At 67.7% G+C, this 21,080-nt stretch carries 25 protein-coding genes and 1 other RNA gene; 5 read left to right on the top strand and 21 right to left on the bottom strand.

What is annotated here, in order from left to right:
- Positions 1–121: 121 nt before the first annotated feature.
- The 4 genes from ACV7NO_RS12710 to ACV7NO_RS12695 all read right to left on the bottom strand — a co-directional run bounded on the left by ACV7NO_RS12710 (position 122) and on the right by ACV7NO_RS12695 (position 2,907).
- Positions 122–616 (bottom strand): NUDIX hydrolase, encoded by a 495-nt coding sequence (locus ACV7NO_RS12710; protein ID WP_463407341.1) that lies wholly within the window; start codon positions 614–616, stop codon positions 122–124.
- 17 nt (positions 617–633) lie between these two features.
- Positions 634–1,305, bottom strand: a complete 672-nt coding sequence (locus ACV7NO_RS12705) for a TPM domain-containing protein (protein ID WP_463406352.1) — start codon at positions 1,303–1,305, stop codon at positions 634–636.
- Positions 1,305–2,156 (bottom strand): TPM domain-containing protein, encoded by an 852-nt coding sequence (locus tag ACV7NO_RS12700; protein WP_463406351.1) that lies wholly within the window; start codon positions 2,154–2,156, stop codon positions 1,305–1,307. The genes ACV7NO_RS12705 and ACV7NO_RS12700 overlap by 1 nt, the downstream gene beginning before the upstream one ends.
- 160 nt (positions 2,157–2,316) lie before the next feature.
- Positions 2,317–2,907 (bottom strand): LemA family protein, encoded by a 591-nt coding sequence (locus ACV7NO_RS12695; protein ID WP_463406350.1) that lies wholly within the window; start codon positions 2,905–2,907, stop codon positions 2,317–2,319.
- Between the two features lie 107 nt (positions 2,908–3,014).
- Between ACV7NO_RS12695 and mscL the strand changes: the two genes are divergently transcribed.
- Complete coding sequence (gene mscL, locus ACV7NO_RS12690) at positions 3,015–3,461, top strand: large conductance mechanosensitive channel protein MscL (RefSeq protein ID WP_463406349.1); 447 nt, start codon at positions 3,015–3,017, stop codon at positions 3,459–3,461.
- A gap of 90 nt (positions 3,462–3,551) precedes the next feature.
- Here the strand turns inward: mscL and ACV7NO_RS12685 are convergent, their stop codons facing one another.
- Positions 3,552–3,983, bottom strand: coding sequence for an RrF2 family transcriptional regulator (locus ACV7NO_RS12685; protein WP_463406348.1), 432 nt, complete (start codon positions 3,981–3,983; stop codon positions 3,552–3,554).
- A gap of 38 nt (positions 3,984–4,021) precedes the next feature.
- Between ACV7NO_RS12685 and ssrA the strand changes: the two genes are divergently transcribed.
- Positions 4,022–4,388: a transfer-messenger RNA gene (gene ssrA, locus ACV7NO_RS12680) on the top strand.
- 96 nt (positions 4,389–4,484) lie between these two features.
- Complete coding sequence (locus tag ACV7NO_RS12675) at positions 4,485–5,258, top strand: class II aldolase/adducin family protein (protein ID WP_463406347.1); 774 nt, start codon at positions 4,485–4,487, stop codon at positions 5,256–5,258.
- A gap of 78 nt (positions 5,259–5,336) precedes the next feature.
- On the opposite strand, the gene ACV7NO_RS12670 is transcribed toward ACV7NO_RS12675, so the two are convergent.
- The 14 genes from ACV7NO_RS12670 to rimP all read right to left on the bottom strand — a co-directional run bounded on the left by ACV7NO_RS12670 (position 5,337) and on the right by rimP (position 18,666).
- Entirely contained in the window at positions 5,337–6,056 is a 720-nt protein-coding gene (locus ACV7NO_RS12670) for a hypothetical protein (protein ID WP_463406346.1), read from the bottom strand.
- Positions 6,057–6,488: 432 nt separating this feature from the next.
- Positions 6,489–8,876, bottom strand: coding sequence for a polyribonucleotide nucleotidyltransferase (pnp, locus tag ACV7NO_RS12665; protein WP_463406345.1), 2,388 nt, complete (start codon positions 8,874–8,876; stop codon positions 6,489–6,491).
- Between the two features lie 249 nt (positions 8,877–9,125).
- Positions 9,126–9,395: a 30S ribosomal protein S15 gene (gene rpsO / locus ACV7NO_RS12660; protein ID WP_463406344.1), complete on the bottom strand. Its 270-nt coding sequence runs from the start codon at positions 9,393–9,395 to the stop codon at positions 9,126–9,128.
- Between the two features lie 18 nt (positions 9,396–9,413).
- Positions 9,414–10,295 (bottom strand): tRNA pseudouridine(55) synthase TruB, encoded by an 882-nt coding sequence (truB, locus tag ACV7NO_RS12655; RefSeq protein WP_463406343.1) that lies wholly within the window; start codon positions 10,293–10,295, stop codon positions 9,414–9,416.
- A 20-nt stretch (positions 10,296–10,315) separates the two neighbouring features.
- Positions 10,316–10,894, bottom strand: coding sequence for a thymidine kinase (locus ACV7NO_RS12650; RefSeq protein ID WP_463406342.1), 579 nt, complete (start codon positions 10,892–10,894; stop codon positions 10,316–10,318).
- Positions 10,894–11,283, bottom strand: a complete 390-nt coding sequence (locus tag ACV7NO_RS12645) for a type II toxin-antitoxin system VapC family toxin (RefSeq protein WP_463406341.1) — start codon at positions 11,281–11,283, stop codon at positions 10,894–10,896. Before ACV7NO_RS12645 ends, ACV7NO_RS12650 begins: the two co-directional genes overlap by 1 nt.
- 3 nt (positions 11,284–11,286) lie before the next feature.
- Complete coding sequence (locus ACV7NO_RS12640; RefSeq protein WP_463406340.1) at positions 11,287–11,571, bottom strand: AbrB/MazE/SpoVT family DNA-binding domain-containing protein; 285 nt, start codon at positions 11,569–11,571, stop codon at positions 11,287–11,289.
- Positions 11,572–11,602: 31 nt separating this feature from the next.
- Positions 11,603–12,067 (bottom strand): GNAT family N-acetyltransferase, encoded by a 465-nt coding sequence (locus ACV7NO_RS12635; RefSeq protein WP_463406339.1) that lies wholly within the window; start codon positions 12,065–12,067, stop codon positions 11,603–11,605.
- Between the two features lie 19 nt (positions 12,068–12,086).
- Entirely contained in the window at positions 12,087–12,467 is a 381-nt protein-coding gene (gene rbfA, locus ACV7NO_RS12630; RefSeq protein WP_463406338.1) for a 30S ribosome-binding factor RbfA, read from the bottom strand.
- A 124-nt stretch (positions 12,468–12,591) separates the two neighbouring features.
- Positions 12,592–15,411, bottom strand: coding sequence for a translation initiation factor IF-2 (gene infB, locus ACV7NO_RS12625; RefSeq protein ID WP_463406337.1), 2,820 nt, complete (start codon positions 15,409–15,411; stop codon positions 12,592–12,594).
- Positions 15,408–16,187, bottom strand: coding sequence for a DUF448 domain-containing protein (locus ACV7NO_RS12620; protein ID WP_463406336.1), 780 nt, complete (start codon positions 16,185–16,187; stop codon positions 15,408–15,410). Before ACV7NO_RS12620 ends, infB begins: the two co-directional genes overlap by 4 nt.
- Positions 16,168–16,416, bottom strand: a complete 249-nt coding sequence (locus tag ACV7NO_RS12615; protein ID WP_463406335.1) for a tautomerase family protein — start codon at positions 16,414–16,416, stop codon at positions 16,168–16,170. The genes ACV7NO_RS12620 and ACV7NO_RS12615 overlap by 20 nt, the downstream gene beginning before the upstream one ends.
- Positions 16,416–18,059, bottom strand: coding sequence for a transcription termination factor NusA (gene nusA / locus ACV7NO_RS12610; protein WP_463406334.1), 1,644 nt, complete (start codon positions 18,057–18,059; stop codon positions 16,416–16,418). The genes ACV7NO_RS12615 and nusA overlap by 1 nt, the downstream gene beginning before the upstream one ends.
- Position 18,060: 1 nt before the next feature.
- Entirely contained in the window at positions 18,061–18,666 is a 606-nt protein-coding gene (rimP, locus tag ACV7NO_RS12605) for a ribosome maturation protein RimP (RefSeq protein WP_463406333.1), read from the bottom strand.
- 196 nt (positions 18,667–18,862) lie between these two features.
- Here rimP and ACV7NO_RS12600 point away from each other — a divergent pair, with 196 nt between their 5' ends.
- Positions 18,863–20,005 carry a PQQ-dependent sugar dehydrogenase gene (locus ACV7NO_RS12600; RefSeq protein ID WP_463406332.1) on the top strand — a complete coding sequence of 381 codons (1,143 nt, stop codon included), beginning with the start codon at positions 18,863–18,865 and terminating at the stop codon, positions 20,003–20,005.
- 1 nt (position 20,006) lies between these two features.
- On the opposite strand, the gene ACV7NO_RS12595 is transcribed toward ACV7NO_RS12600, so the two are convergent.
- Entirely contained in the window at positions 20,007–20,390 is a 384-nt protein-coding gene (locus ACV7NO_RS12595) for a PaaI family thioesterase (protein WP_463406331.1), read from the bottom strand.
- On the bottom strand, positions 20,387–20,815 hold the full coding sequence (locus ACV7NO_RS12590) for a PaaI family thioesterase (RefSeq protein ID WP_463406330.1): 429 nt from the start codon (positions 20,813–20,815) through the stop codon (positions 20,387–20,389). The genes ACV7NO_RS12595 and ACV7NO_RS12590 overlap by 4 nt, the downstream gene beginning before the upstream one ends.
- Positions 20,816–20,922: 107 nt before the next feature.
- Between ACV7NO_RS12590 and ACV7NO_RS12585 the strand changes: the two genes are divergently transcribed.
- Positions 20,923–21,078 carry a hypothetical protein gene (locus ACV7NO_RS12585; RefSeq protein ID WP_463406329.1) on the top strand — a complete coding sequence of 52 codons (156 nt, stop codon included), beginning with the start codon at positions 20,923–20,925 and terminating at the stop codon, positions 21,076–21,078.
- The last annotated feature ends 2 nt before the right edge of the window (positions 21,079–21,080 follow it).

Raw genomic sequence — 21,080 nt, 5'->3', positions numbered from 1 at the left:
TCAGGAGTGCCCTGTTCCGGGGAGACGCACAGGACGATGCACCAAGCTGAATGTCGATCGACCCTGGGTACGACGACCGTTCGGCGCTCCTCATCCTCCTTGCCGAGGCGGGAGGAAGGCGTCAGGCCAGCAGCGATCCTGCCAGGACGATCATCAGTTTCGTATCGATGACGACGCCTTCGCCGCGTCTCGCCGCGACGAAGGCGGGGATGTCCGCAAGGGCGACGCGGTGGACGGTGATGTCCTCGCCGTCATGGCCGCCGCCGTCTCCGGTGCGGACGAGATCGTGCGCGCGGACGAGAGTGAAGGTTTCGGACGTCATGCCGGGGGATGAGGCGAATTCGCCGAGCGTTTCGATGCGGGCGGGACGGTAGCCGGTTTCCTCTTCCAGCTCGCGGGTGGCCGCGGACTCGACGCTTTCGCCCTCGGTGTCGTCGCCGACGAGGCCGGCGGGGAGTTCGAGGCAGGGCTTTGCGAAGGGGCGGCGATATTGTTCGACGAGGAGGATGTGGCCGTCGTCGATCGCGACGATCACCGCGGCGCCGAGGCTGCCGGTGCGCGCGGCATATTCCCAGGTGCCGGTTTTCAGGACCTTGAGATAGCGGCCCTCCCACATCGTCTGCGTGGCGTCGCTCACAACTCGATCAGCCGATCGGGGAGTTCGTTGACGTCGTCGTCGCGGCGCGGGAAATGCTCCGAGAGGATCGCGCCGATCTGCCCCACGGCATCCGTCATGCCGTCGGCGGGGCGGCCGTCCTTGATCGCGAGGATGAGCGCTGCCATCGCGTCGCCCCAGCGTTCGGGCGGGACCTTCGAATGGATCGCGGCGTCGGCGATGATCTCGGCGCGGTGCTCGGCGATGCTAAGATAGAGCAGGACGCCGGTCGCGCCGGTGGTGCGCTTCTCCGCGCTGGTGCGGAACAGCGCGAGCGCGCGGGCGTGGACGCGGCGCGCCTTGGTGCGCGCAGGCGTCAGGCGCATACGCAACGCCGGCACCGAGAGCAGCCAGCGGACGAGCAGGAACGCGATGCTGGCGACCGCGAGCGCGATCGTGAGCACGGCGGACGGCGGAATCCCCTGTGCCCAAGGATCGAACAGGCGATCATGGACCGCCTCGATCGCGGACGGGAACGCGGCGAGTAGCGCGATCGACAGCAGCATGGCGAGGATGCCCCAGTGCGCGGCGACGTCGTGATACGCGTCCGACCGGCGTGCGATCACCGTGACGATCTCGCCCGAGGTCCGGAGTTCGGCCTGCGTGACGGCGTCGGTCACCTTCGCGCGATCGGCATCGGTCAGGCGCATCACCAGTCTCCCGAGGCGCCACCGCCTCCGAACGAGCCACCGCCGCCGCCGGTGAATCCGCCACCGCCCCAGCCGCCGTCGGAGCCGCCACCACCGCCGCCGCTCCCCCAGCCGCCACCGCCGCCGCCTCCGGCGCTGCGCCCGATCTCGTTGGCGATGCTCCACAGCACGATCGGGAGGACCCCGCCGCCGTCGCCCCGATAGCGCGAGCCGCGCACCCCGCGGCCGATCATCGAGCCGAAGACGACGACCATCACGATACCCCAGAAGACGAGCCCGATCGGGAAGCCGCCGGACTTGCCCGATCGCTTGTGCGTCTTGTCGAACGCGGCGACCGCGGCGTCGGTACGCGCCTTCGCCTCGTCGGGGCTGGCGCGGAGCTGCGCGACCAGCGCGTCGGCGCCCGCGACCATCGCACCGGGGGTGTCGCCGGCGCGCAGTTTCGGGAGCATCTGCTGGTTGATGATGACGCTGGAAAGCGCATCGGTAAGGACGGGTTCGAGGCCGTAGCCGACCTCGATCCGGGGGCCGCGCTGGCCGGCGGGGTTGTTGGGCGCGATGAAGAGGATCGCGCCGTTGTTGACGTCCTTGAGCCCGACGCCCCAGGCGCGGCCGAGGCGGTAGCCGTAATCCTCGATCGGATAGCCTTGCAGGTCCGCGATCGTGGCGACGACGAGCTGGCGGTTGGTATCCTTCTGGAGCGCCTCCAGCTTCGTCTGGAGTTGCGCCTTCACGTCGGCGGGCAGGACGTTCGCGTCGTCGACGACGAGGCCGGTGAATTTGGGGAAGGTCTGCGCGGTCGCGGGGCTGGTGAGGAGTGGGATCGCGCAGAGCAGGGCAAGGACGGCCATCGCCATCCTCCACCCGTTTGTCCTGAGCGTGTCGAAGGACTGCACGTCTTTTCTACCTTGCGAAGAAGGAGGGCAGGGCTTCGACAAGCTCAGCCCGAACGGGACGGGGGGTGTTCAACCCCGAGAACGAACCCGATGGTGAAGCGGGTCCGGCGCTCGATCAGCTCGCATTCCCGAAATTGACGGTCGGAGCGGCTTCCGCGCCCGGCGTCGTAGCCTGGAACGGCACCATCGGCTTCGCGCCGTAGAACACCTTCGCGCCGATCGCGTCGGGGAAGGTGCGGATTTTCGTGTTATAGTCCTGTACGGCGGCGTTGTAGTCGCGGCGCGCGATCGCGATGCGGTTCTCGGTGCCTTCGAGCTGGCTCATCAGCGTGGTGTAGTTGCCCTGCGACTTGAGCTCGGGATAGGCCTCCTGCAGTCGCTGGAGCGACAGGCTGACGCTGTTCTGCGCGCGCTCGAACTGCGCGAGCTTGGCGGGATCGGACAGATCGTCGCCCGAGACGCGGACCGCGTTGGCGCCGGCGCGCGCCTGCGTCACCTCGACGAGGATGCTCTTTTCCTGCGCGCCCGCGGCCTTCACGGTGCTGACGAGATTGGGGATCAGGTCCGCGCGGCGCTGGTAGTCGTTCTGGACGTCGGCCCAGCGCGCCTTGGCGGTTTCCTCGGCAGTCGGCACGCTGTTGAGCCCGCAGCCCGCGAGCAGCACGGGGGCGAGCAGGGCGATAGGGGCAATCCGGCGATACGACATGGGAAGGTGTCTCCGTTGGTCTGTCCTACGCATATAGGACACTCGATGCGCTTGGCGAAGGGGCAATCGACGGATAGGCTGGCGATGGACGGCAAAAGGGGACGGCGATGCTGAAAGAGTTCAAGGCGTTCATCATGCGCGGCAACGTGCTCGACCTGGCGGTGGCGGTCATCATCGGTGCGGCGTTCGGCAAGATCGTGACGTCGCTGACCGAGGACGTATTGATGCCGATCATCGCAAAGATCTTCGGCGGGCTCGATTTCTCGAGCTATTTCGTCACGCTGGGACCGGTGCCCGCAGCGTTGGCGGGATCGACCGACTACGCGGCGCTCAAGAAAGCGGGCGTGCCGCTGCTGGGGTACGGCGCGTTCATCACGCAGGCGGTGAACTTCCTGATCGTGGCGTTCATCATCTTCCTCCTCATCCGAGCGATCAACCGCGCGACCGCGTTGTTCGAGCACAAGGAAGCGGAAGTGGCGGCGGTGCCCGCGCCCGAGCCGGTCGAGATCGCGCTGTTGCGTGAGATTCGGGACGAGCTGAAGGCGCGGCCGTAAGTCGTTACCTCGGCGAGCGCCGGGGTCTTTTCGACGCGGGACGTTCCTGCCGAGGGAGATTCCAGCTTTCGCCGGGATGACGGTTGGGCTTTACGCCGCGACGAGCGCGCGCGCCGTCGCGTCGGCGAGGCTGGTGCCGTCGAGGATGCGTGCGGTTTCGTCGCGGACGCGCATCATCGCGATGCGGATCGCGCAATCCGCTTCGCTCTTGCAGTCGGCGCATTTGCGATAGGCGGTGCGGCTGACGCAGGGGACCAATGCGAGCGGCCCCTCGATCACGCGAATGATCTCGCCCATCGAGATGAGGTGGCTGGGGCGCGACAGGCAATAGCCACCCATCTTGCCGCGGTGGCTGTGGAGGAGCCCCGCGTCGCGCAGGTCCGCGAGGATGAGCTCGAGGAACTTGCGCGGCACGGTCGCGGCGGCAGCGATGCGGTTCATCGGGATCGGTGGGCTGCCGGCGGGCGCCTCTGCCAGGAACAGCATCGAGCGAAGCGCGTAGCGGGAACGCTGGGTCAACATAGGCCGTCTATGCACCCGCTTTATGGCGAGCGAAAGGCGGGCTTTTCACAACGGGATACTATGCCTATATCGGGGTCGCCGATGGGGGATCTTCCCTCGCCGGCTATGGCGATAAACGGTGGTGTCAAATAGACACAACGGACCCGGGGGCGGTACCCGGCGGCTCCACCATCACCCGTCTTGCTCCTTTCAGGAGAATGGGCGGGTGTTGACGGGGCCGAACTAGGATCGACGTGTGTTGAAAAGCGCTGTCTTTCGCCCGGAATGGGACCACCGAAACGGCCCATTACACAAGTGCCAACGATAACGAAGCACTCGCGATTGCAGCGTAACTAAGGGCCTAACGGCCTGAAGTTATTCTAAAAGAGCGCGGTTGGACCGCACCGGGCAACAGAAGCGGATTCCAGCGGTACGGGGGGCACCGGGCAACAGAAGCTCCCCACTTTCCTACAGGCGATGTTCGGCGTACACTCCATTGCAAAGAGCAACTGGAGAGAGCCGATGGCCACGCTGGCATCCGTCGAAACCGAAGCACGCTATGCCCCGGGCGAGTGGGAGGTGCGGGTCGATCTGGCTGCAGCGTACCGGCTGGTCGCGCATTATGGCTGGGACGACCTGATCTTCACGCATCTGTCTGCGCGGGTGCCGGGCCCCGAGCACCATTTCCTCATCAACCCGTACGACATGATGTTCGACGAGATCACCGCATCGTCGCTGGTGAAGATCGACGTCGCGGGCAATCCCGTCGGTACGACGACGCACCCGGTGAACCCGGCGGGGTTCACGATCCACTCCGCGATCCACATGGCGCGTGAGGATGCGGCGGCGGTGATGCATCTGCACACGCCGCACGGGCAGGCGGTGTCCGCGATGGAGTTCGGGTTGCTGCCGCACACCCAGACGTCGATGATCGCGGGCCACGACGTGGCGTATCACGACTATGAAGGCGTCGCGACCGATCTCGACGAGCGCGAGCGGCTGGTGGCGGACATCGGCGACAAGAACGCGATGATCCTGCGCAACCACGGCACGCTGGCGGTGGGCGATTCGGTCGCGTCGTGCTTCCTGCGACTCTATTTTCTCGAGCGCGCGTGCGAGGCGCAGGTGCTGATGCTCTCGGCGGGGCGCGAGAACCTCAACAACCCGCCGCAGGGCGTGGCGGAGAAGGTGAAGGGCCAGTCCAATCCCAAGGGGATGGGCGGGCTGGCGCAGAAGCTGGCGTGGCCGGCGTTGCTGCGGAAGCTGGACCGGATCGATCCGGGATTCCGGGACTGACGGGATCGCGCGGCGCGCGCGTCCGGCACGACGTCGACGCCGGGCCGACACAGGTACGATCGGCGTCTACGATCGGCGTCAGCGCGTCAGCGTGGCGACCATCGCGAGGACGGGCGGGCTGAACCCCAGCGGGCCGATCGACAGCTGGAACGCGGTGATGACGCCGGTGCCCCACCAATAAGCGGGGTGGACGCGACCGCGGGTCAGCACGTCGTACGCGATCGCGACGACGAGATAGAGCATCAGCGCGGCGAACACCGCGAGCGGGGCGAATGCGCCGAGCAGCGGCATCGGCAGCAGCCGGCCGAGCGCGGGCGACATGACGAGGACGTTGGCGCACAGCATCAGCCGCTTGTGCCAGTCGTGCCGCCGCCGCATCGCGATCGACGCCGCGACCAGCCCGCCGAAGACGAGGATGCCGAGCACGTCGAGGACGAGGAACACGCCGGGCGGGAAGAAGGGCGGCACGCCGCCGCGCTGGATCGCCATCAGCGTGGCGGCGATGCCGAGCGGGACCATGATGGTGGCGTGGACCGCGCCCCATATGCCGAGCGAGCGGTGGAGCCGGGTTCGGCCTGCGACGACGAGCCAGGACTGGACGACGTAGAGGACGATCCAAGACGCGAAGACGATCGCATGCGCATGGACCTGCCACGGGAACTCCGCGAAGGTGGCGCGGCCGGCGGCAAGGTCCAGCGTGAACCCGGCGATCGTGGTGGCCGCGATCGCGAGCGCCATGACGAGGAAGACGCGGCGCTCTCGCTGGAGTGCCGAGGGATATCCTGCGATCGTTGCCATGCCCGCCCCCGCGTTGCCTTGGTGAGGAGGATGCGCTTTTCGTTGCGGGAGCGCAATGGGTGGGGGTCGGGTTGTATCGCCATCGCGAGGGGAGATTTGGAAGGTTGGTTCAGGCGGAGGCGCGGAGGCGCGGAGGAGTTGTGCTCGTTGCGCCGGCGGCTTCGCCTGCCGAGCCATGATATGACAGGGCCGCGCCGACCTACGCGATACGCCTCCGCGCCTCCGCATGACTACGAGGTGTCACCCCGGCCTTGAGCCGGGGTCCCGCTTCCTTTTCTGCGTCGGGCAAGAAGCGGGACCCTGGATCAAGGCTCTCCTGAGCTTGTCGAAGGGTCCGGGGTGACGGGAGGGGTGTTGGGCGTCCTGCGCCACCGAAAAGGGCCCCGGCATCGCTGCCGGGGCCCTTTCCGTTCGTCCTTGCGGACCGGTCGATCAGTCGCGGTCGCCGGTCAGGAAGGCGGGAGCGAACTCGGGCGCAGGGCCGTTATCGTCCTTGCGATCCGAGCGCGGGGCGCGATCGCCGCCGCTGCCACCGTCGCGGCGGGGGCCGCGACCACCGTCGCCGTCACGACGCGGACCGCGGGGGCCACGGTCGCCGCCGCCTTCGCCACGGGGGCCACGATCGCCGCCGCGACCGCCGTCGCCGTCACGACGCGGGCCGCGCGGGCCACGGTCGCCGCCTTCACGCGGTTCGCGTGCGGGACGGGTGTCCTCCAGCTCGGCGCCGGTTTCCTGATCGACGACGCGCATCGACAGGCGGACCTTGCCGCGCGGATCGATCTCGAGGACCTTGACCTTCACGGCCTGCCCCTCGGAGACGACGTCCGACACCTTCTCGACGCGCTCGTTGCGCATCTCGGAGACGTGAACGAGCCCGTCCTTGCCGCCCATGAAGTTCACGAACGCACCGAAATCGACGATGTTGACGACCTTGCCGTCATACACCTTGCCGACCTCGGCCTCCTCGACGAGGCCCTTGATCCATGCGATCGCGGCGTCGATCTGCGCGGGGTCGGACGACGACACCTTGATGACGCCCTCGTCGTCGATGTCGACCTTCGCCCCGGTCTGCGCGACGATCTCGCGGATCACCTTGCCGCCGGTGCCGATGACTTCGCGGATCTTCGACTTGTCGATCGAGAAGGTCTCGATCCGCGGCGCGTGCGCCGACAGCTCGTTACGCGTGCTCGAGAGCGCCTTGGCCATCTCGCCCAGGATGTGCGCGCGGCCCTCGTTGGCCTGCGCCAGCGCGACCTTCATGATCTCCTCGGTGATGCCCGCGATCTTGATGTCCATCTGCAAGGACGTGATGCCCTCCGACGTGCCGGCCACCTTGAAGTCCATGTCGCCGAGGTGATCCTCGTCGCCGAGGATGTCCGACAGGACCGCGAAGTCCTTGCCCTCGAGGATCAGGCCCATCGCGATGCCCGAGACGGGGCGCTTGATCGGCACGCCCGCATCCATCAGCGCGAGGCTGCCGCCGCAGACGGTGGCCATCGACGAGGAGCCGTTGCTCTCCGTGATGTCCGAGGTGACGCGGATGGTGTACGGGAACTCCTCCTTCGAGGGGAGCACCGCGTGGAGCGCGCGCCAGGCGAGCTTGCCATGGCCGATGTCGCGACGCGACGGCGCCCCGAAGCGACCGACTTCGCCGACCGAATAGGGCGGGAAGTTATAGTGCAGCATGAAGTGCTGGTAGCTGAGGCCGCCCAGACCGTCGATCATCTGCTCCGCATCGCGGGTGCCGAGCGTGGTGGTGGCGATCGTCTGCGTCTCGCCGCGGGTGAACAGCGCCGAGCCGTGCGCGCGCGGCAGGAAGTGGACTTCCGCCTCGATCGGACGGACCGTCGTGGTGTCGCGGCCGTCGATGCGCTTGCCGGTCTTGAGGATCGCGGTGCGGACGATCTCCGCCTCCAGCTTCTTCACCAGCTTGAGGCTGGCAAGATAGGCCTGCGGATCGCTGTCCTTCAGGTCCGCCATGCCGTCGCGGGCCTTGGTGCGGGCCTCGTTGATCGCGGTCTGGCGCTGCTGCTTGTCGGTGAGCTTGTAGGCCTTCTCCAGGTCCTTGCCGATCAGCTTCTTGAGCGTGGCCTTGACCGCGGAGCTGTCGGCCTGGACCTTGAGCTCCCACGGGTCCTTCGCGGCCTGCTCCGCGAGATCGATGATCGCGTCGATCACCTGCTGCGAGGCGCGGTGCGCGAACATGACGGCGCCGAGCATGACCTCCTCGGACAGCTCCTTGGCTTCCGATTCGACCATCATGACGGCGTCGTGGGTGGCGGCGACCATCAGATCGAGCTCGCCCGCGGCGACCTGCGCGTCCGACGGGTTGAGGATGTACTCGCCATCCTGATAGCCGACGCGCGCGGCGCCGATCGGCCCCATAAAGGGCACGCCCGACAGCGTCATCGCGGCCGAGGCGGCGATCATCGCGAGCAGGTCGGGCTCGTTCTCGCCGTCATAGCTCATCACCTGCGCGATGCAGTTGATCTCGTTGTAGAAGCCTTCGGGGAACAGCGGGCGCAGCGGGCGATCGATCAGCCGGCTGACCAGCGTCTCGCGCTCGGTCGCGCCGCGCTCGCGCTTGAAGAAGCCACCGGGGATGCGACCGCTGGAGGAGAACTTCTCCTGATAATGGACGGTGAGCGGGAAGAAATCCTGCCCTTCCTTGACGCTCTTGGCGGCGGTCACCGCGCAGAGGACGACGGTTTCGCCGAGCGTCGCGATGACGGCGCCATCGGCCTGCCGCGCGACCTTGCCGGTTTCGAGGGTGAGGGTCTGTCCGCCCCACTCGATGCTGACGGTCTTGGTATCGAACATGTGGTTTCCTTCACTCCGGCGGGCCAATCCCGTCGGGGCCTATGAGCGAGCCATCATCGGCTCTTTCGATGCCCTCCCAGCCCGTTCGGGCTGAGCCTGTCGAAGCCCTGTCCTTCTTGTCTTCCTTCGCAAGAAGGAAGTGCAGCCCTTCGACAAGCTCAGGGCGAACGGGAGAGCTTTGGGTCAAACGAAACGCCGAATTGCATTTCGCCCGGATACGACAAGGGCGCCGCTGGGGCGCCCTTGGTGTTACTTGCGCAGGCCGAGCTTCGCGATCAGGGCCAGATACCGGTCGCCGTCCTTGTGGCGGAGATAGTCGAGCAGCGAGCGCCGCTTGTTGACCATCATCAGCAGCCCGCGGCGCGAATGGTTGTCCTTCTTATGGCCCTTGAAATGCTCGGTCAGGTTGCGGATCCGCTCCGTGAGGATCGCGACCTGGACCTCTGGGGATCCGGTGTCGCCCTCGATACGGGCATGTTCCTTGACCAGCTCGGTCTTGCGTTCTGCGGTGATCGTCATGGTTCGTCCTCGAACATCTTACAGGTTGAAGCCGCGGACGACGGCGACGTTTCCGTCGCGGACCTCGACCAGCGCGATGGGCGTATCGCCCAGCGTCGCGAAATGGAGGCCGTCGTCTTCGGCATGTCCCGCCAGTACGCGCCCCTGACGGAGCGCCCCTGCCTGGTCGGGATCGAGATGCAGAGCCGGGATGTCGTCCAGCCCCGCCCTCAGCGGCAGGAGTATGTCTTCAAGGGTGCGCGCCTTAGCGACTTCATCCAGTTTGTCCAGCGATATCGCGCCAGACAGGTCGAACGGGCCGGCCTTCGTGCGGCGGAGCATCGTGACGTGGCCGACCGTGCCGAGCGCCAGCGCGATGTCGCGCGCGAGGCTGCGGATATAGGTGCCCTTCGAGACGTGGGCGGTGAGGGTGACGGCGGTTTCGTCCGCGGCGACGAGGGCGAGCGCGTGGATCGTGACGTCGCGGCTGGCGAGGACGACCTCTTCGCCGGCGCGGGCGAGATCATAGGCGCGTTCGCCGTCGATCTTGAGCGCGCTGTAGGCAGGGGGGACCTGCGCGATCGGGCCGGTGAAGCGGGGCAGGACCGCTGCGACCTGTGCGGGGGTGGGGCGGACGTCGCTCGTCGCGATCGCCGTGCCTTCCGCGTCGAGCGTGTCGGTCTGCTCGCCGAAGCGAATCGTGAAGTCGTAGATCTTGTCGCTGTCGAGCATGCGTCCGGCGAGTTTCGTCGCCTCGCCGATCGCGATCGGCAGGACGCCGGTGGCGAGCGGATCGAGCGTGCCGCCATGGCCGACCTTGGCCTTGCCGTAGCCGCCCTGGCGGAGCGCGCGCTTGATCGCGGAGACGCCCTGCGTCGAGCCGAGCCCGAGGGGTTTGTCGAGGATGATCCAGCCGTGCATGGCGCCGGGCTCTAGCGTGGTCAGGCGGTCAAGGCTTCCACGAAATGGCGGCGGCACAGTGCCACATAGCGATCGTTGCCGCCGATATCGGTCTGCGCGCCGTGCGCGACCGCCGTGCCGTTCGCGTCGACGCGCAGGTTCATCGTCGCCTTGCGCCCGCACTCGCAGACCGACTTGATCTCGACGAGCGTGTCGGCGAGCGCGAGGAGGCGCGCCGATCCCTCGAACAGCGCGCCGACGAAATCGGTGCGCAGGCCGTAGGTGAGCACGGGGATGCCGAGCGTGTCGGCGACGTGCGCGAGCTGGTCGACCTGTCTGGCGGTCAGGAATTGCGCCTCGTCGACGAGGACGCACGATAGCGGCGCGCGGGCGTGGTCGGTGGCGACCAAGGCGGCGATGTCTGTGCTGCCGTCAAACATGGTCGCAGGCGCGGTGAGCCCGATCCGCGAGGCGATCGTGCCCGCCGCGAACCGGTTGTCGATCGCGGCGGTGAACAGCATCGTGCGCATGCCGCGCTCGCGATAGTTGAAATCGGCCTGGAGCAGGTTCGTCGACTTCCCCGCGTTCATCGAGGCATAGTAGAAATAGAGCTTGGCCATCAGGCGAGCGTCTCGATGGGGAGGGGTGCGTCGGGGCCGGCATGGACGGCAAGCTTGCGGTCGAAGGTTGCGAAGGCTTGCGCGGATTTGGCGGAGATCAGATGCACCGCGTCGGCGAAGTCCGCGCCGGCGCCATAGCGTTCGACGGCCCAGCCGATATCCGATGGCGCGCCATCGATGGCGGGAAGGTCAAGCAGGCCCGTGAGCGCGGCCGCGATCGCCAATCGCGGCCAGCGATAGGATGATCGCAAGACCCACTCGACTTCGACCAGCACCGATGCCGACACCGAAAAGCCGCGTGCGAGAGTTTCGCGCGCGATGGTCGCCTGCCGCGGATTATCGCCGACGACTGCGCGCAGGATGACATTGGTATCGACCGCGATACTCAATACTCAGATGCCATCTTTCCCGCGTGCCGCGAACATCTCGTCCACAGCCCGGTTCATGTCCTCGATCGAGACGGGCGGGCCGTGCCAGGGCGGCGCGATTTCGCGAATATGCGCAAAAATCTCCTCCGCAGTCCGTCCGCTCTTCCGGGGGGCAGGCTTGCGCAGCAGAATTCCATCGGGCTGCTCGATCACATCGAGCGCATCCCCGGCACGCAGGTGCAGGCGATCGCGCACATCCTTCGGGATGACGACCTGACCCTTGCCCGACATCTTCGTTTGCGCGCCCATCCCGGTAAGATGCGTCTTACCCGATGGCGAGTCAATCGTCGAACAGCATCACCACTGCGGGGCGCTTGGCGGCACCGGCCACGATGCGCTCGCGCGAAAAGCCGGCGCGGGCGTAGGCCCGCCGCGCGCGGTGGTTGCGGATGTCGGGATCGATCGCGACCTTCGGGACGCCGTGTCGGCGGAGATGTTGCGCCAGCACGCGCAGAAACGCGGTGCCGTGTCCTTGCCCGAGCATCGCAGGCTTGCCGATGAAGGTGTCGATCGCACGGGTGCCGCTGGGCAGGTGCGCGAACTGGGGGGAGGGCCAGGCGTGGACCGGGTAATGCTGCGCATAGGCGAAGGGCTCGCCGGCGTGGCTGACGATCAGCATCGACATCGCGGGTTCGTCGAGATCGTCGCGCAGCAGCGCCTCCTCGCGCGCCGGATCGCCCCACCAGCGCCGCGCGGCGGGCGTATCGAGCCAGCGGCGCACCATCGGCAGATCCGCGCGGGTCATCGCGCGAAAAGCGTACGCCTCAGTCGAGATCGCGTGCGACCTCGGGCGCGCGGAGCAGCGTGTCGATATGGCTGCCCTCGTCGAAGCTCTCGTCCGCGAGGAACTTCAATTTCGCGGCGTATTTCGTCTGAATCCGCGCCGCGACCTCGCGTTGCAGATAGGCGGTGTTGGTGCGCAGCGCCTTGAGCACCGCCGCCTCGTCCTTGCCGAGCAGCGGCTTCACGAAGACGGTGGCGTGGCGCAGATCGGGCGACATGCGGACCTCGGTGATCGAGATGACATGCTTCGAGAGCGTGACGTCGTGGACGTCGCCGCGCTGGAGGATCTCGGACAGGACGTGGCGCACCTGTTCGCCGACACGCAGCGTGCGGACCGACTTTTCCTGGGGCTCTTTGTTCATGACTTCTCCCCTCCCGCTTGCAGGAGGGGCCGGGGGTGAGCACCCGGCCGACAATGTTGCGCCAAGGATCGTACCGGGAGCCCACCCCCCGGCCCCCTCCCGCAGACGGGAGGGGGAGTAGAGCTTAAAGCGTCCGTTCGCGCATCTCGACTTCGAACGTCTCGAGATAGTCGCCCGCCTTGATGTCGGTGAAGTTCTGCGTGAACGTGACACCGCATTCGAGGCCTGCGCGCACCTCGGGAACATCGTCCTTGAAGCGGCGCAGCGAGGCGATCTCGCCCTGATAGATGATGACGTCGTTGCGCGTGATGCGTGCCTTGAGCGCCTTGCGGATGACGCCCTCGACCACGAGCAGGCCGGCGGCCTTGCCGGTCTTGCCCGCCGAGAACACGTCGCGGATTTCCGCGCGGCCGACGACCGTCTCAAACGCCTCCGGCCCGAGCTCGCCCGCCATGCCCGCACGAATCTCGTCCGTCAGCGTGTAGATCACGTCGTAATATTTGAACGCGACCTTCTGGCGCTCCGCGATCTCGCGCGCCTTGGCGTTCGGACGCACGTTGAAGCCGATGATCGGCGCGCCGCTGGCCGCGGCCAGCGTCACGTCGCTCTCGGTGATTCCGCCGACGCCCGAATGGAGCACGCGCGCCTTGATGAGATCGGTGCTGATCTTGTTGATCGCGCCGACGATCGCCTCGACCGTGCCCTGCGTGTCCGCCTTGACGACGAGCGGATACTCGATCGCCTGCTTCTCCTTCAATGCGGAGAACATCGAATCGAGCGACGCGGGCGCCGACGTCGTCCGCTTCTGGTTCAACACGCCCTGGCGATACTCCGCGACTTCGCGTGCACGCGCCTCGTTCTCGACGACCTGAAGCGGATCGCCCGCCGACGGCGTGCCCGAGAGGCCGAGAACCTCAACCGGCATCGAGGGGCCGGCTTCCTTGAGCTGGCGCCCCTTGTCGTCCATCAGCGCGCGCACCTTGCCGCTTTCCGCGCCGACGACGAACACGTCGCCGACCTTGAGCGTGCCGCGATTGACGAGGATCGTCGCGACGGGGCCGCGGCCCTTGTCGAGCTTCGCCTCGATCACGGTGCCTTCGGCCTCGCGATCGGGGTTGGCGCGCAGATCGAGCAGTTCGGCCTGGAGCTGGATCTTCTCGATGAGATCGTCGAGCCCGAGCTTCTTGGTCGCGGAGACCTCGACGTCCTGCGTCTCGCCGCCCATCGCCTCGACCTGGATGTCGTGCTCGAGCAGACGCTCGCGCACGCGCTGGGCGTTGGCCTCCGGCTTGTCGATCTTGTTGATCGCGACGATCATCGGGACGCCGGCGGCCTTGGTGTGATTGATCGCCTCGATCGTCTGCGGCATCAGCCCGTCGTCGGCGGCGACCACCAGCACCACGATGTCGGTGACGTCCGCACCACGCGCGCGCATCTGCGTGAATGCCTCATGGCCCGGCGTGTCGAGGAAGGTGATCCGCGACTTGTCCTTGAGCGTCACCTGATACGCGCCGATATGCTGGGTGATGCCACCCGCCTCGCCGCGGACGACATCGGTGCCGCGCAGTGCGTCGAGCAGCGACGTCTTGCCGTGATCGACATGGCCCATGATCGTGACGACCGGGGGACGCGGCTGGAGCTGCTCTTCGGTGTCCTCGGTCGTGTCGAGCGCGAGATCGATGTCGCTGTCGGACACGCGGACGATGTTGTGGCCGAACTCGGTCACCAGCAGCTCGGCGGTGTCCTGGTCGATCGTCTGCGTCATCGTGACGGGCATGCCCATCTTGAACAGCGTCTTGACGAGATCCGCGCCCTTTTCCGCCATGCGGTTGGCGAGTTCCTGGACGGTGATCGCCTCGGGAACCTGAACGTCGCGGACCTGCTTGGCCTGCTGCTCGCGCGGGCCGCCGAAGTGGCGCTTTTCCTTTTCGCGCGCCCGCTTGAGTGCGGCGAGGCTGCGCGAGCGCGCACCATCGTCGCCAAGCGCGCGGTTGACGGTCAGCTTGCCGCCACGACGCTCGTCGCCTTTGCGGTCGCGCTGCTGCGGGCGGCCCGGGGTGCCGGTGTTGCGCGGTGTCGCCTGACCGCTGGGAAGCGGACGCGAGGCGCCGCCGGCTGCCGCCGGCGCGGACGCCGTCGTCTGCGCGGGTTCGGCCTTCGGCTCGGGCTTTGGCTGCGGCTTCGGGATCTCGGGACGCGCGACCGGCGAGAAACGACGCGGCGCGGGCATCGAGGGATCGCGGCCGAGCTCGAGCGTGGGGGCGGGAGCGGGTGTCGGCGCCGGCGTGGGGGCCGGGGCGGGCGTGGCCGCGACCGGCGCGGGGGTCGGCTCCGGCGCAGGCGCGGGTGCCGGGGCGGCCTCCGCAACCGGCTCGGGTTCGGGCGCGCGCTCGGGCGGCTTGACCGGGCTGAACATGCGCGGCGGGGTCGGCGTGTCGATCACGACCGGGGCCGGGGCCGCTTCGGGCTGTGCGGCGGCCACGGGGGCGGGCTCCGGTGCGGGATCGGCAACGGGGGCGGGCGCTTCCGCCTCGACGCGCTTCTCCTCGGCGCGGCGACGCTCGGCATCGGCCGCGGTCTGGCGACCGGTGTCCTCGCGGCGACGCGCGTCCTCCAGCGCGTGCATGCGCTGCTCCTCGGCCTCGCGGAGCAGCATCGTCTGGCGCTCCTGCGCCGACAGATTGTCACGCGCCGGTGCCGGCGCGGCGCGCGGCGGCTCGGGCGCGCGTGCGACCGGTGCGGCGGGGGCCGGCGTAGGCTCGGGCGTCGTCTCGGGCGCGGCACCTTGCGGACCGAGCACGCGGCGCCGCTTCACCTCGACCACGACCGTGTTCGAACGGCCATGGCTGAAGCTCTGCTTTACCTTGCCGGTCTCGACGGTGCGCTTGAGCCCCAGCGGCGCACGCATCCCGAGCTTCGGCTTGTCGTTGTCGGTCTCGCTCACTCAAATTCCTCGTCGTGGTCTACGGCCGGGTTGCCGTTGGTCGTGCCGGACCCGGATAATCCGGGCGCCGATGCGCCCTGCGAGGCCGTTTCGCAAGGCTCTGATATGGGTTCGGGTCCGATAAAGTGCAGCCACCGGTCGAGCGCTTCGCCCAACCTCGCAGCCGCCATGCGGTCGATGACGCCGATATGTACCACATTCTCGCGGCCCAGCGCCAACGACAATATGGGGCGTGCGATCGGCAGCGCCAACCCCTTGAGATCGGAACCCTCGCGATCCTCGCCGACTCGCCAGGCCTGGGCGAGCTTGCGCGCGCCGTCGTCGCTGGCGTCGGCGGCGTGATAGAGCGCGTGGAGCTGGCCCGAGCGGGCGGCGGCGGCGATCTTGTCGCTGCCCGTCAGGACGGTGCCAGCGCGCGCTTCCAGCCCGAGGCGGTCGAGCGCGTTGCGGCGGAGGGCATCGTCGATCGAATCGGGAAGCGCGGGATCGAGCGTGAACTCGCCGGTCTTGAACGCGCGAGCGAGGGCGCCGCGCAGCTTGCCCTTCGCGAGTGCGGTCTCGAGTTCCGTCTTGGTGACCCCGATCCATGCGCCGCGGCCCGGCGCCTTGGCGCGGACATCGGGGTGGATGCGACCGTCGGGAGCGAGCGCGAGCCGCACGAGCGCCGACGGCGACGCACGGTCGCGGGTGAGGATGCAGGAGCGGATGGGGCCTGTATCGTCCCCGTCCCGGTCCGGATGGCTGGCCGTCAGCGTCTCATTGCGAGAGGTCCGCATGCGCGTCCTCCCCGGAACGAGGGGCGACTGCTGGGGCGGGCGCGTCGCGGTCGACGATCAGCTGGCCCCCGGCGCCGTAGTTTTCGGTGGAGACTTCCTCGATCACGACCTGGACCGCGGCCGGATTCTTGCCCAGCCGCGCCACCAGCGAGGCGGTGACGTCCGCCACCAGCCCCGCCTTCTGGCCCTTCGTGGCGGAGCCCGCCAGCCTGATCGAGACGAACGGCATCAGGCGTTCTCGTCCTTCGACTCGGTATCTTCGGCTTCGGCTTCGGGGGCTTCCGCCTCGGCCGCTGGCGCTTCGTCCTCGAACCAGTGCGCGCGGGCGGCCATGATCATCTCATTGCCCTGCTCTTCGTTCAGGCCGTATTCCGCGAGCACGCCGCCCTTGTGCTCGGGGCGCTTGGGGGCGTCCTCGTTGCGGCGGCGCGGCTCGACGCGCTTCTTCTCGATCAGCTCGTCGGTCGCCAGATCGGCGAGGTCGTCAAGCGTCGTGATCCCGGCCTTGCCGAGCGTGACCAGCATCGCCTCGGTCATGTAGGGCAGCGCGGCCAGCGCATCCTCGACGCCGAGCGCGGTGCGCTCCTCGCGGTTCGCCTGCTCGCGGCGCTCGAGGCCCTCGGCGGCGCGGTTCTGGAGCTCGGCGGCCAGATCCTCGTCGAAGCCCTCGATCCCGGCGAGCTCGTCGAGCTCGACATAGGCGACCTCTTCGAGCGCGCCGAAGCCCTCGGCGACCAGCAGCTGCGCCAGCGTCTCGTCGACGTCCAGCTCGTTCTGGAACATCTCGGACCGCTCGACGAATTCCTTCTGGCGCTTTTCGGACGCGTCCTGCTCGGTCAGGATGTCAATCGCTTTGGCGGTGAGCTGCGAGGCGAGGCGGACGTTCTGGCCGCGACGGCCGATCGCGAGGCTGAGCTGGTCGTCGGGGACGACGACCTCGATCCGGTCCTCCTCCTCGTCGATTACGACGCGGCTGACATTCGCGGGCTGGAGCGCGTTGACGACGAAGGTGGCGGTGTCGGGCGACCAGGGGATGATGTCGATCTTCTCGCCCTGCATCTCCTGCACGACGGCCTGGACGCGGCTGCCCTTCATGCCGACGCAGGCGCCGACGGGGTCGATCGAGCTGTCATGGCTGATGACGCCGATCTTGGCGCGCGAGCCGGGATCGCGCGCGGCCGCCTTGATCTCGATGATGCCGTCGTAGATCTCGGGAACTTCCTGCGCGAACAGCTTCTTCATGAAGTCCGGATGCGCGCGGCTGAGGAAGATCTGGGGCCCGCGGTTCTCGCGACGGACGTTGAGGATCAGCGAGCGGATGCGATCGTTGACGCGCACGACTTCGCGCGGGATCTGCGCGTCGCGGCGGATGACGCCTTCGGCGCGGCCCAGGTCGACGACGACATGGCCGAACTCGACGCGCTTGACGACGCCGGTGATGATCTCGCCCTGGCGATCCTTGAACTCTTCATACTGGCGCTCGCGCTCCGCATCGCGGACCTTCTGGAAGATCACCTGCTTGGCGGCCTGCGCGGCGATGCGGCCGAACTCGATCGGGGGCAGCGGATCGACGATATAGTCGCCGACGGCCGCGCCCTTCTGGAGCTTCTCGGCGCCCTTGAGATCCACCTGCTTGAAATAGTCGTCGACCGCCTCGACCACCTCGACGACGCGCCACAGGCGAAGATCGCCGGTGTTGGGATCGAGCTTCGCGCGGATGTCGTTCTCGGCGCCGTAGCGGGCCTTGGCGGCGCGCTGGATCGCGTCCTCCATCGCCTCGATGACGATGCCCTTGTCGATCATCTTCTCCGACGCGACCGAATTGGCGATCGCGATCAGTTCGGCGCGGTTGGCGGTGGCTACGCTGGCCATCTTACTTCTGTCCTTCCGTCTCGGCATCGTCGTCGGACGCGCCGTGGTCGTTGGTGTCGTCCCCGTCGGCGACTGCCGACTCGTCGTCTTCGAATTCTTCCTCGTCCGCGCCGGCCGTCGAAAGCGGCGCGGTGGCGGCGAGGAGGCGATCGGTGATCGTCAGCTTGGCGTCGGCGATGTCCGCCATTGTGACGGTCATCGGGTGGAACCCGCGCACGTCGATCGAGACATGCTCGCCTTCCGCGCCGATCAGATCGCCGGTCAGGATCTTGCGGCCCTCGATCTTTTCGAGGAGCGTGATCCGCGCCTCGTGCCCGGCCCAGTCGGCGAAATCCTTCGCACGGGTGAGCGGGCGATCGATGCCGGGGCTCGAGACTTCGAGGCGATAGGCTTCCTCGATCGGATCCTTCTCGTCGAACAGGTCCGAGATGCGGCGCGAGAGTTCGGCGCAATCGTCGATCAGGAGCTGGCGGGTTTCGGGGCGCTCCGCCATGATCTGGAGCGTGCGATCCTCGCGACCGCCGAACATCTTCACGCGGACGAGGTCGAAGCCGAGCGCCTTCGCTTCGGGTTCGATCAGGGCGGTGAGGACGGCGATGTCGGCCAAGCGCAGGTGTTCCGGGACATGAGTGAGTGCCGCCGCGGAGCCGGGCCCCGCAGCCTCTTCATCTGACGATGTCGAGAAAGCGCCTGCGATATAGATGAGGTCGGGGCGGGGGGCAATCCCCTTCCGGCAAGCTCTGAAAGGGAACAAGTGGCCAGTGTCCGCGCTATCCGGGCATCATCGTATCCGGGAGTCTCGCATGATCCGTCGCAGCCTGTTCGCAGCCGCCCTTCTTACGTCCGCCGCGTGTTCCGCCGAGCCGCAGGCGGGCGCATCCGCCGGTGCGGGTGCAAAGCCGTTCACCCAGACCGTCGTCGCGGACTTCGCCGCGCCGTGGGCGATGACGTTCCTGCCCGACGGCCGGATGCTCGTGACCGAGAAGGCGGGCGAGATGCTGCTGGTGTCCGCGGACGGCAAGGCGCGGCAGACGGTGGCCACGATTACCGTCGACTCGGCGGGCCAGGGCGGGCTGATGGACGTGGTGCTCGCCCCCGATTTCGCGACGAGCAAGCGCGTGTATTTCAGCTATTCCGCGGCGGGCGAGGGCGGCAAGGGCGTGATCCTCGCGCGCGGGCGGTTGCGGGCCGATGGCGGTGGGTCCGGTGGCGAGCGACTGGGCGAGATCGAGGCGCTGTACCGCGGCACGCCGTTCGTGGAGGGCAACGGGCATTATTCGGGGCGGATCGCCTTCTCGCCCGACGGCAAATATCTGTTCTTCACCAATGGCGACCGCCAGAAGTTCACGCCGGCACAGGATCCCAAAGCGTCGCTCGGCAAGGTCCTGCGACTGACGCCAGAGGGTAAGCCCGCGCCGGGCAATCCGCTCGCAGCGAAGGGGTTCCTGCCCGAGGTGTGGAGCTTTGGTCACCGCAACCTGCTGGGCATCGCGTTCGATGCGCGGGGCAATCTCTGGGAGCAGGAGATGGGGCCGAAGGGGGGCGACGAGGTGAACCTCGTCCTGCCGGGGCGCAACTATGGCTGGCCCAATGCTTCGAATGGATCGCATTATGACGGGCGCGACATTCCCGATCACCAGCCCGGCGACGGGTATGAGGCGCCGAAGGTTTCGTGGAACCCGGTGATCTCGCCGGGCGGGCTGATGATCTATTCGGGCAGCATGTTCCCGCAGTGGAAGGGCGATGCGTTCATCGGCGGGCTGTCGTCGCAGTCGCTGGTGCGGGTGGACCTGAACGGCACCTCTGCGGCGAAGGGCGACCAATGGGACATGGGCGCGAGAATCCGCGAGGTGGAGCAGGGGCCGGACGGCGCGATCTGGGTGCTGGAGGACGGTGCGCAGGGGTCGCAGGGGCGGTTGCTGAAGCTGACCGCGCCGCGGCGATGACCTATCGCACGATCAGGTAATTCATCCGGGCGGCGGCGATCGGCCTGGCGGGATCGTCCTGCCAGGCGGTCGCCTCGACATTGGCGACGCGGGTGCCGAGGCGGGTGACGATGCCGCGCGCGCGGGTGAGCTTGTCGCGGCCGCCGCGCATGAAATCGACGGTGACGTTGATCGGCTTGATCTCGCCGCCGCCCTCGCCCTCCAGCGCATGCATCAGCGCAGCGATCGCGGCGACCTCGAGCAGGCCCGAGATCGCGCCGCCGTGGAGGAAGCCGGGGCGGCCGATCACGTCGGGGCCGAACGGCATCGCGAGCACCGGGGGCGCGCCGTCCTCGCCGGGGTCGATCGTCGCGCCGAGCGTGTCGGCATAGGGGGGCAGCTTCATCGATAGCCCTCCGGCGCCATGTAGGTTCCCGCGACGTGCGCGATCGGATCGTCGGGATCGCCGTCGTGCGCCTGCCCGCGGACGAACGCGATCGAGCGCGTGATCCGGTAACATTCGCCCCGACCGATCACGGTTTTACCGGGGCGCGCTGGGCGCAGATAATCGACGCGCAGATCTAACGTGGCGTGTGCGACGAAGTTGCCGTGCTTTGCCCAGATCGACAGGCTGGTCGCCATGTCCATCAGCGACACGATGGGTCCGGACGCGATCACGCCGCTGCCGATGTTGCCGACGAGGTGCGGGCCGTAGGGGAGCGCGAGTTCGCACCAGTCGTCACCATGCGCGCGATACGCGATGCCGAGCTTGCGGCCATGCCCGTCGAGGCGGCTGCCGACGAACCGGCCGAGATCGAAATCGGGAAACATCGCGCCGGTCTACACGCGAAGTGCCGCAGCGCAACATTGCACCGATGTAACTACGCCGGACCCGGACCGCGCCCTAGCCTGCGGACCTCAACCAACGGGGGGCGACCATGGATATCTTCGGCATCGACATCACGCATATCATCGACCTGACGACGCAGGTCGCGACGACGGGGGCTATGCGCGCGCTCGAATCGGGGGGCGACGAGGTATTCGAATCGCTCATCAACATCGCGATCCTCGTCTACGAACAAAATCCGCGCTGAGC

The sequence above is a fragment of the Sphingomonas sp. Ell38C01 genome, from assembly GCF_055231975.1.
Note: the sequence above shows the minus strand (reverse complement) of the source record. Positions and strands in the feature narration are given on the sequence as shown.

Bases quoted from the DNA above. Each gene is read 5' to 3' on its own strand.
- ACV7NO_RS12710 (WP_463407341.1), bottom strand. From the start codon at position 616: ATGTGGGAGGGCCGCTATCTCAAGGTCCTGAAAACCGGCACCTGGGAA.
- ACV7NO_RS12705 (WP_463406352.1), bottom strand. From the start codon at position 1,305: ATGCGCCTGACCGATGCCGATCGCGCGAAGGTGACCGACGCCGTCACG.
- ACV7NO_RS12700 (WP_463406351.1), bottom strand. From the start codon at position 2,156: ATGGCCGTCCTTGCCCTGCTCTGCGCGATCCCACTCCTCACCAGCCCC.
- ACV7NO_RS12695 (WP_463406350.1), bottom strand. From the start codon at position 2,907: ATGTCGTATCGCCGGATTGCCCCTATCGCCCTGCTCGCCCCCGTGCTG.
- mscL (WP_463406349.1), top strand. From the start codon at position 3,015: ATGCTGAAAGAGTTCAAGGCGTTCATCATGCGCGGCAACGTGCTCGAC.
- ACV7NO_RS12685 (WP_463406348.1), bottom strand. From the start codon at position 3,983: ATGTTGACCCAGCGTTCCCGCTACGCGCTTCGCTCGATGCTGTTCCTG.
- ACV7NO_RS12675 (WP_463406347.1), top strand. From the start codon at position 4,485: ATGGCCACGCTGGCATCCGTCGAAACCGAAGCACGCTATGCCCCGGGC.
- ACV7NO_RS12670 (WP_463406346.1), bottom strand. From the start codon at position 6,056: ATGGCAACGATCGCAGGATATCCCTCGGCACTCCAGCGAGAGCGCCGC.
- pnp (WP_463406345.1), bottom strand. From the start codon at position 8,876: ATGTTCGATACCAAGACCGTCAGCATCGAGTGGGGCGGACAGACCCTC.
- rpsO (WP_463406344.1), bottom strand. From the start codon at position 9,395: ATGACGATCACCGCAGAACGCAAGACCGAGCTGGTCAAGGAACATGCC.
- truB (WP_463406343.1), bottom strand. From the start codon at position 10,295: ATGCACGGCTGGATCATCCTCGACAAACCCCTCGGGCTCGGCTCGACG.
- ACV7NO_RS12650 (WP_463406342.1), bottom strand. From the start codon at position 10,894: ATGGCCAAGCTCTATTTCTACTATGCCTCGATGAACGCGGGGAAGTCG.
- ACV7NO_RS12640 (WP_463406340.1), bottom strand. From the start codon at position 11,571: ATGGGCGCGCAAACGAAGATGTCGGGCAAGGGTCAGGTCGTCATCCCG.
- ACV7NO_RS12635 (WP_463406339.1), bottom strand. From the start codon at position 12,067: ATGACCCGCGCGGATCTGCCGATGGTGCGCCGCTGGCTCGATACGCCC.
- rbfA (WP_463406338.1), bottom strand. From the start codon at position 12,467: ATGAACAAAGAGCCCCAGGAAAAGTCGGTCCGCACGCTGCGTGTCGGC.
- ACV7NO_RS12620 (WP_463406336.1), bottom strand. From the start codon at position 16,187: ATGCGGACCTCTCGCAATGAGACGCTGACGGCCAGCCATCCGGACCGG.
- ACV7NO_RS12615 (WP_463406335.1), bottom strand. From the start codon at position 16,416: ATGCCGTTCGTCTCGATCAGGCTGGCGGGCTCCGCCACGAAGGGCCAG.
- nusA (WP_463406334.1), bottom strand. From the start codon at position 18,059: ATGGCCAGCGTAGCCACCGCCAACCGCGCCGAACTGATCGCGATCGCC.
- ACV7NO_RS12600 (WP_463406332.1), top strand. From the start codon at position 18,863: ATGATCCGTCGCAGCCTGTTCGCAGCCGCCCTTCTTACGTCCGCCGCG.
- ACV7NO_RS12595 (WP_463406331.1), bottom strand. From the start codon at position 20,390: ATGAAGCTGCCCCCCTATGCCGACACGCTCGGCGCGACGATCGACCCC.
- ACV7NO_RS12590 (WP_463406330.1), bottom strand. From the start codon at position 20,815: ATGTTTCCCGATTTCGATCTCGGCCGGTTCGTCGGCAGCCGCCTCGAC.
- ACV7NO_RS12585 (WP_463406329.1), top strand. From the start codon at position 20,923: ATGGATATCTTCGGCATCGACATCACGCATATCATCGACCTGACGACG.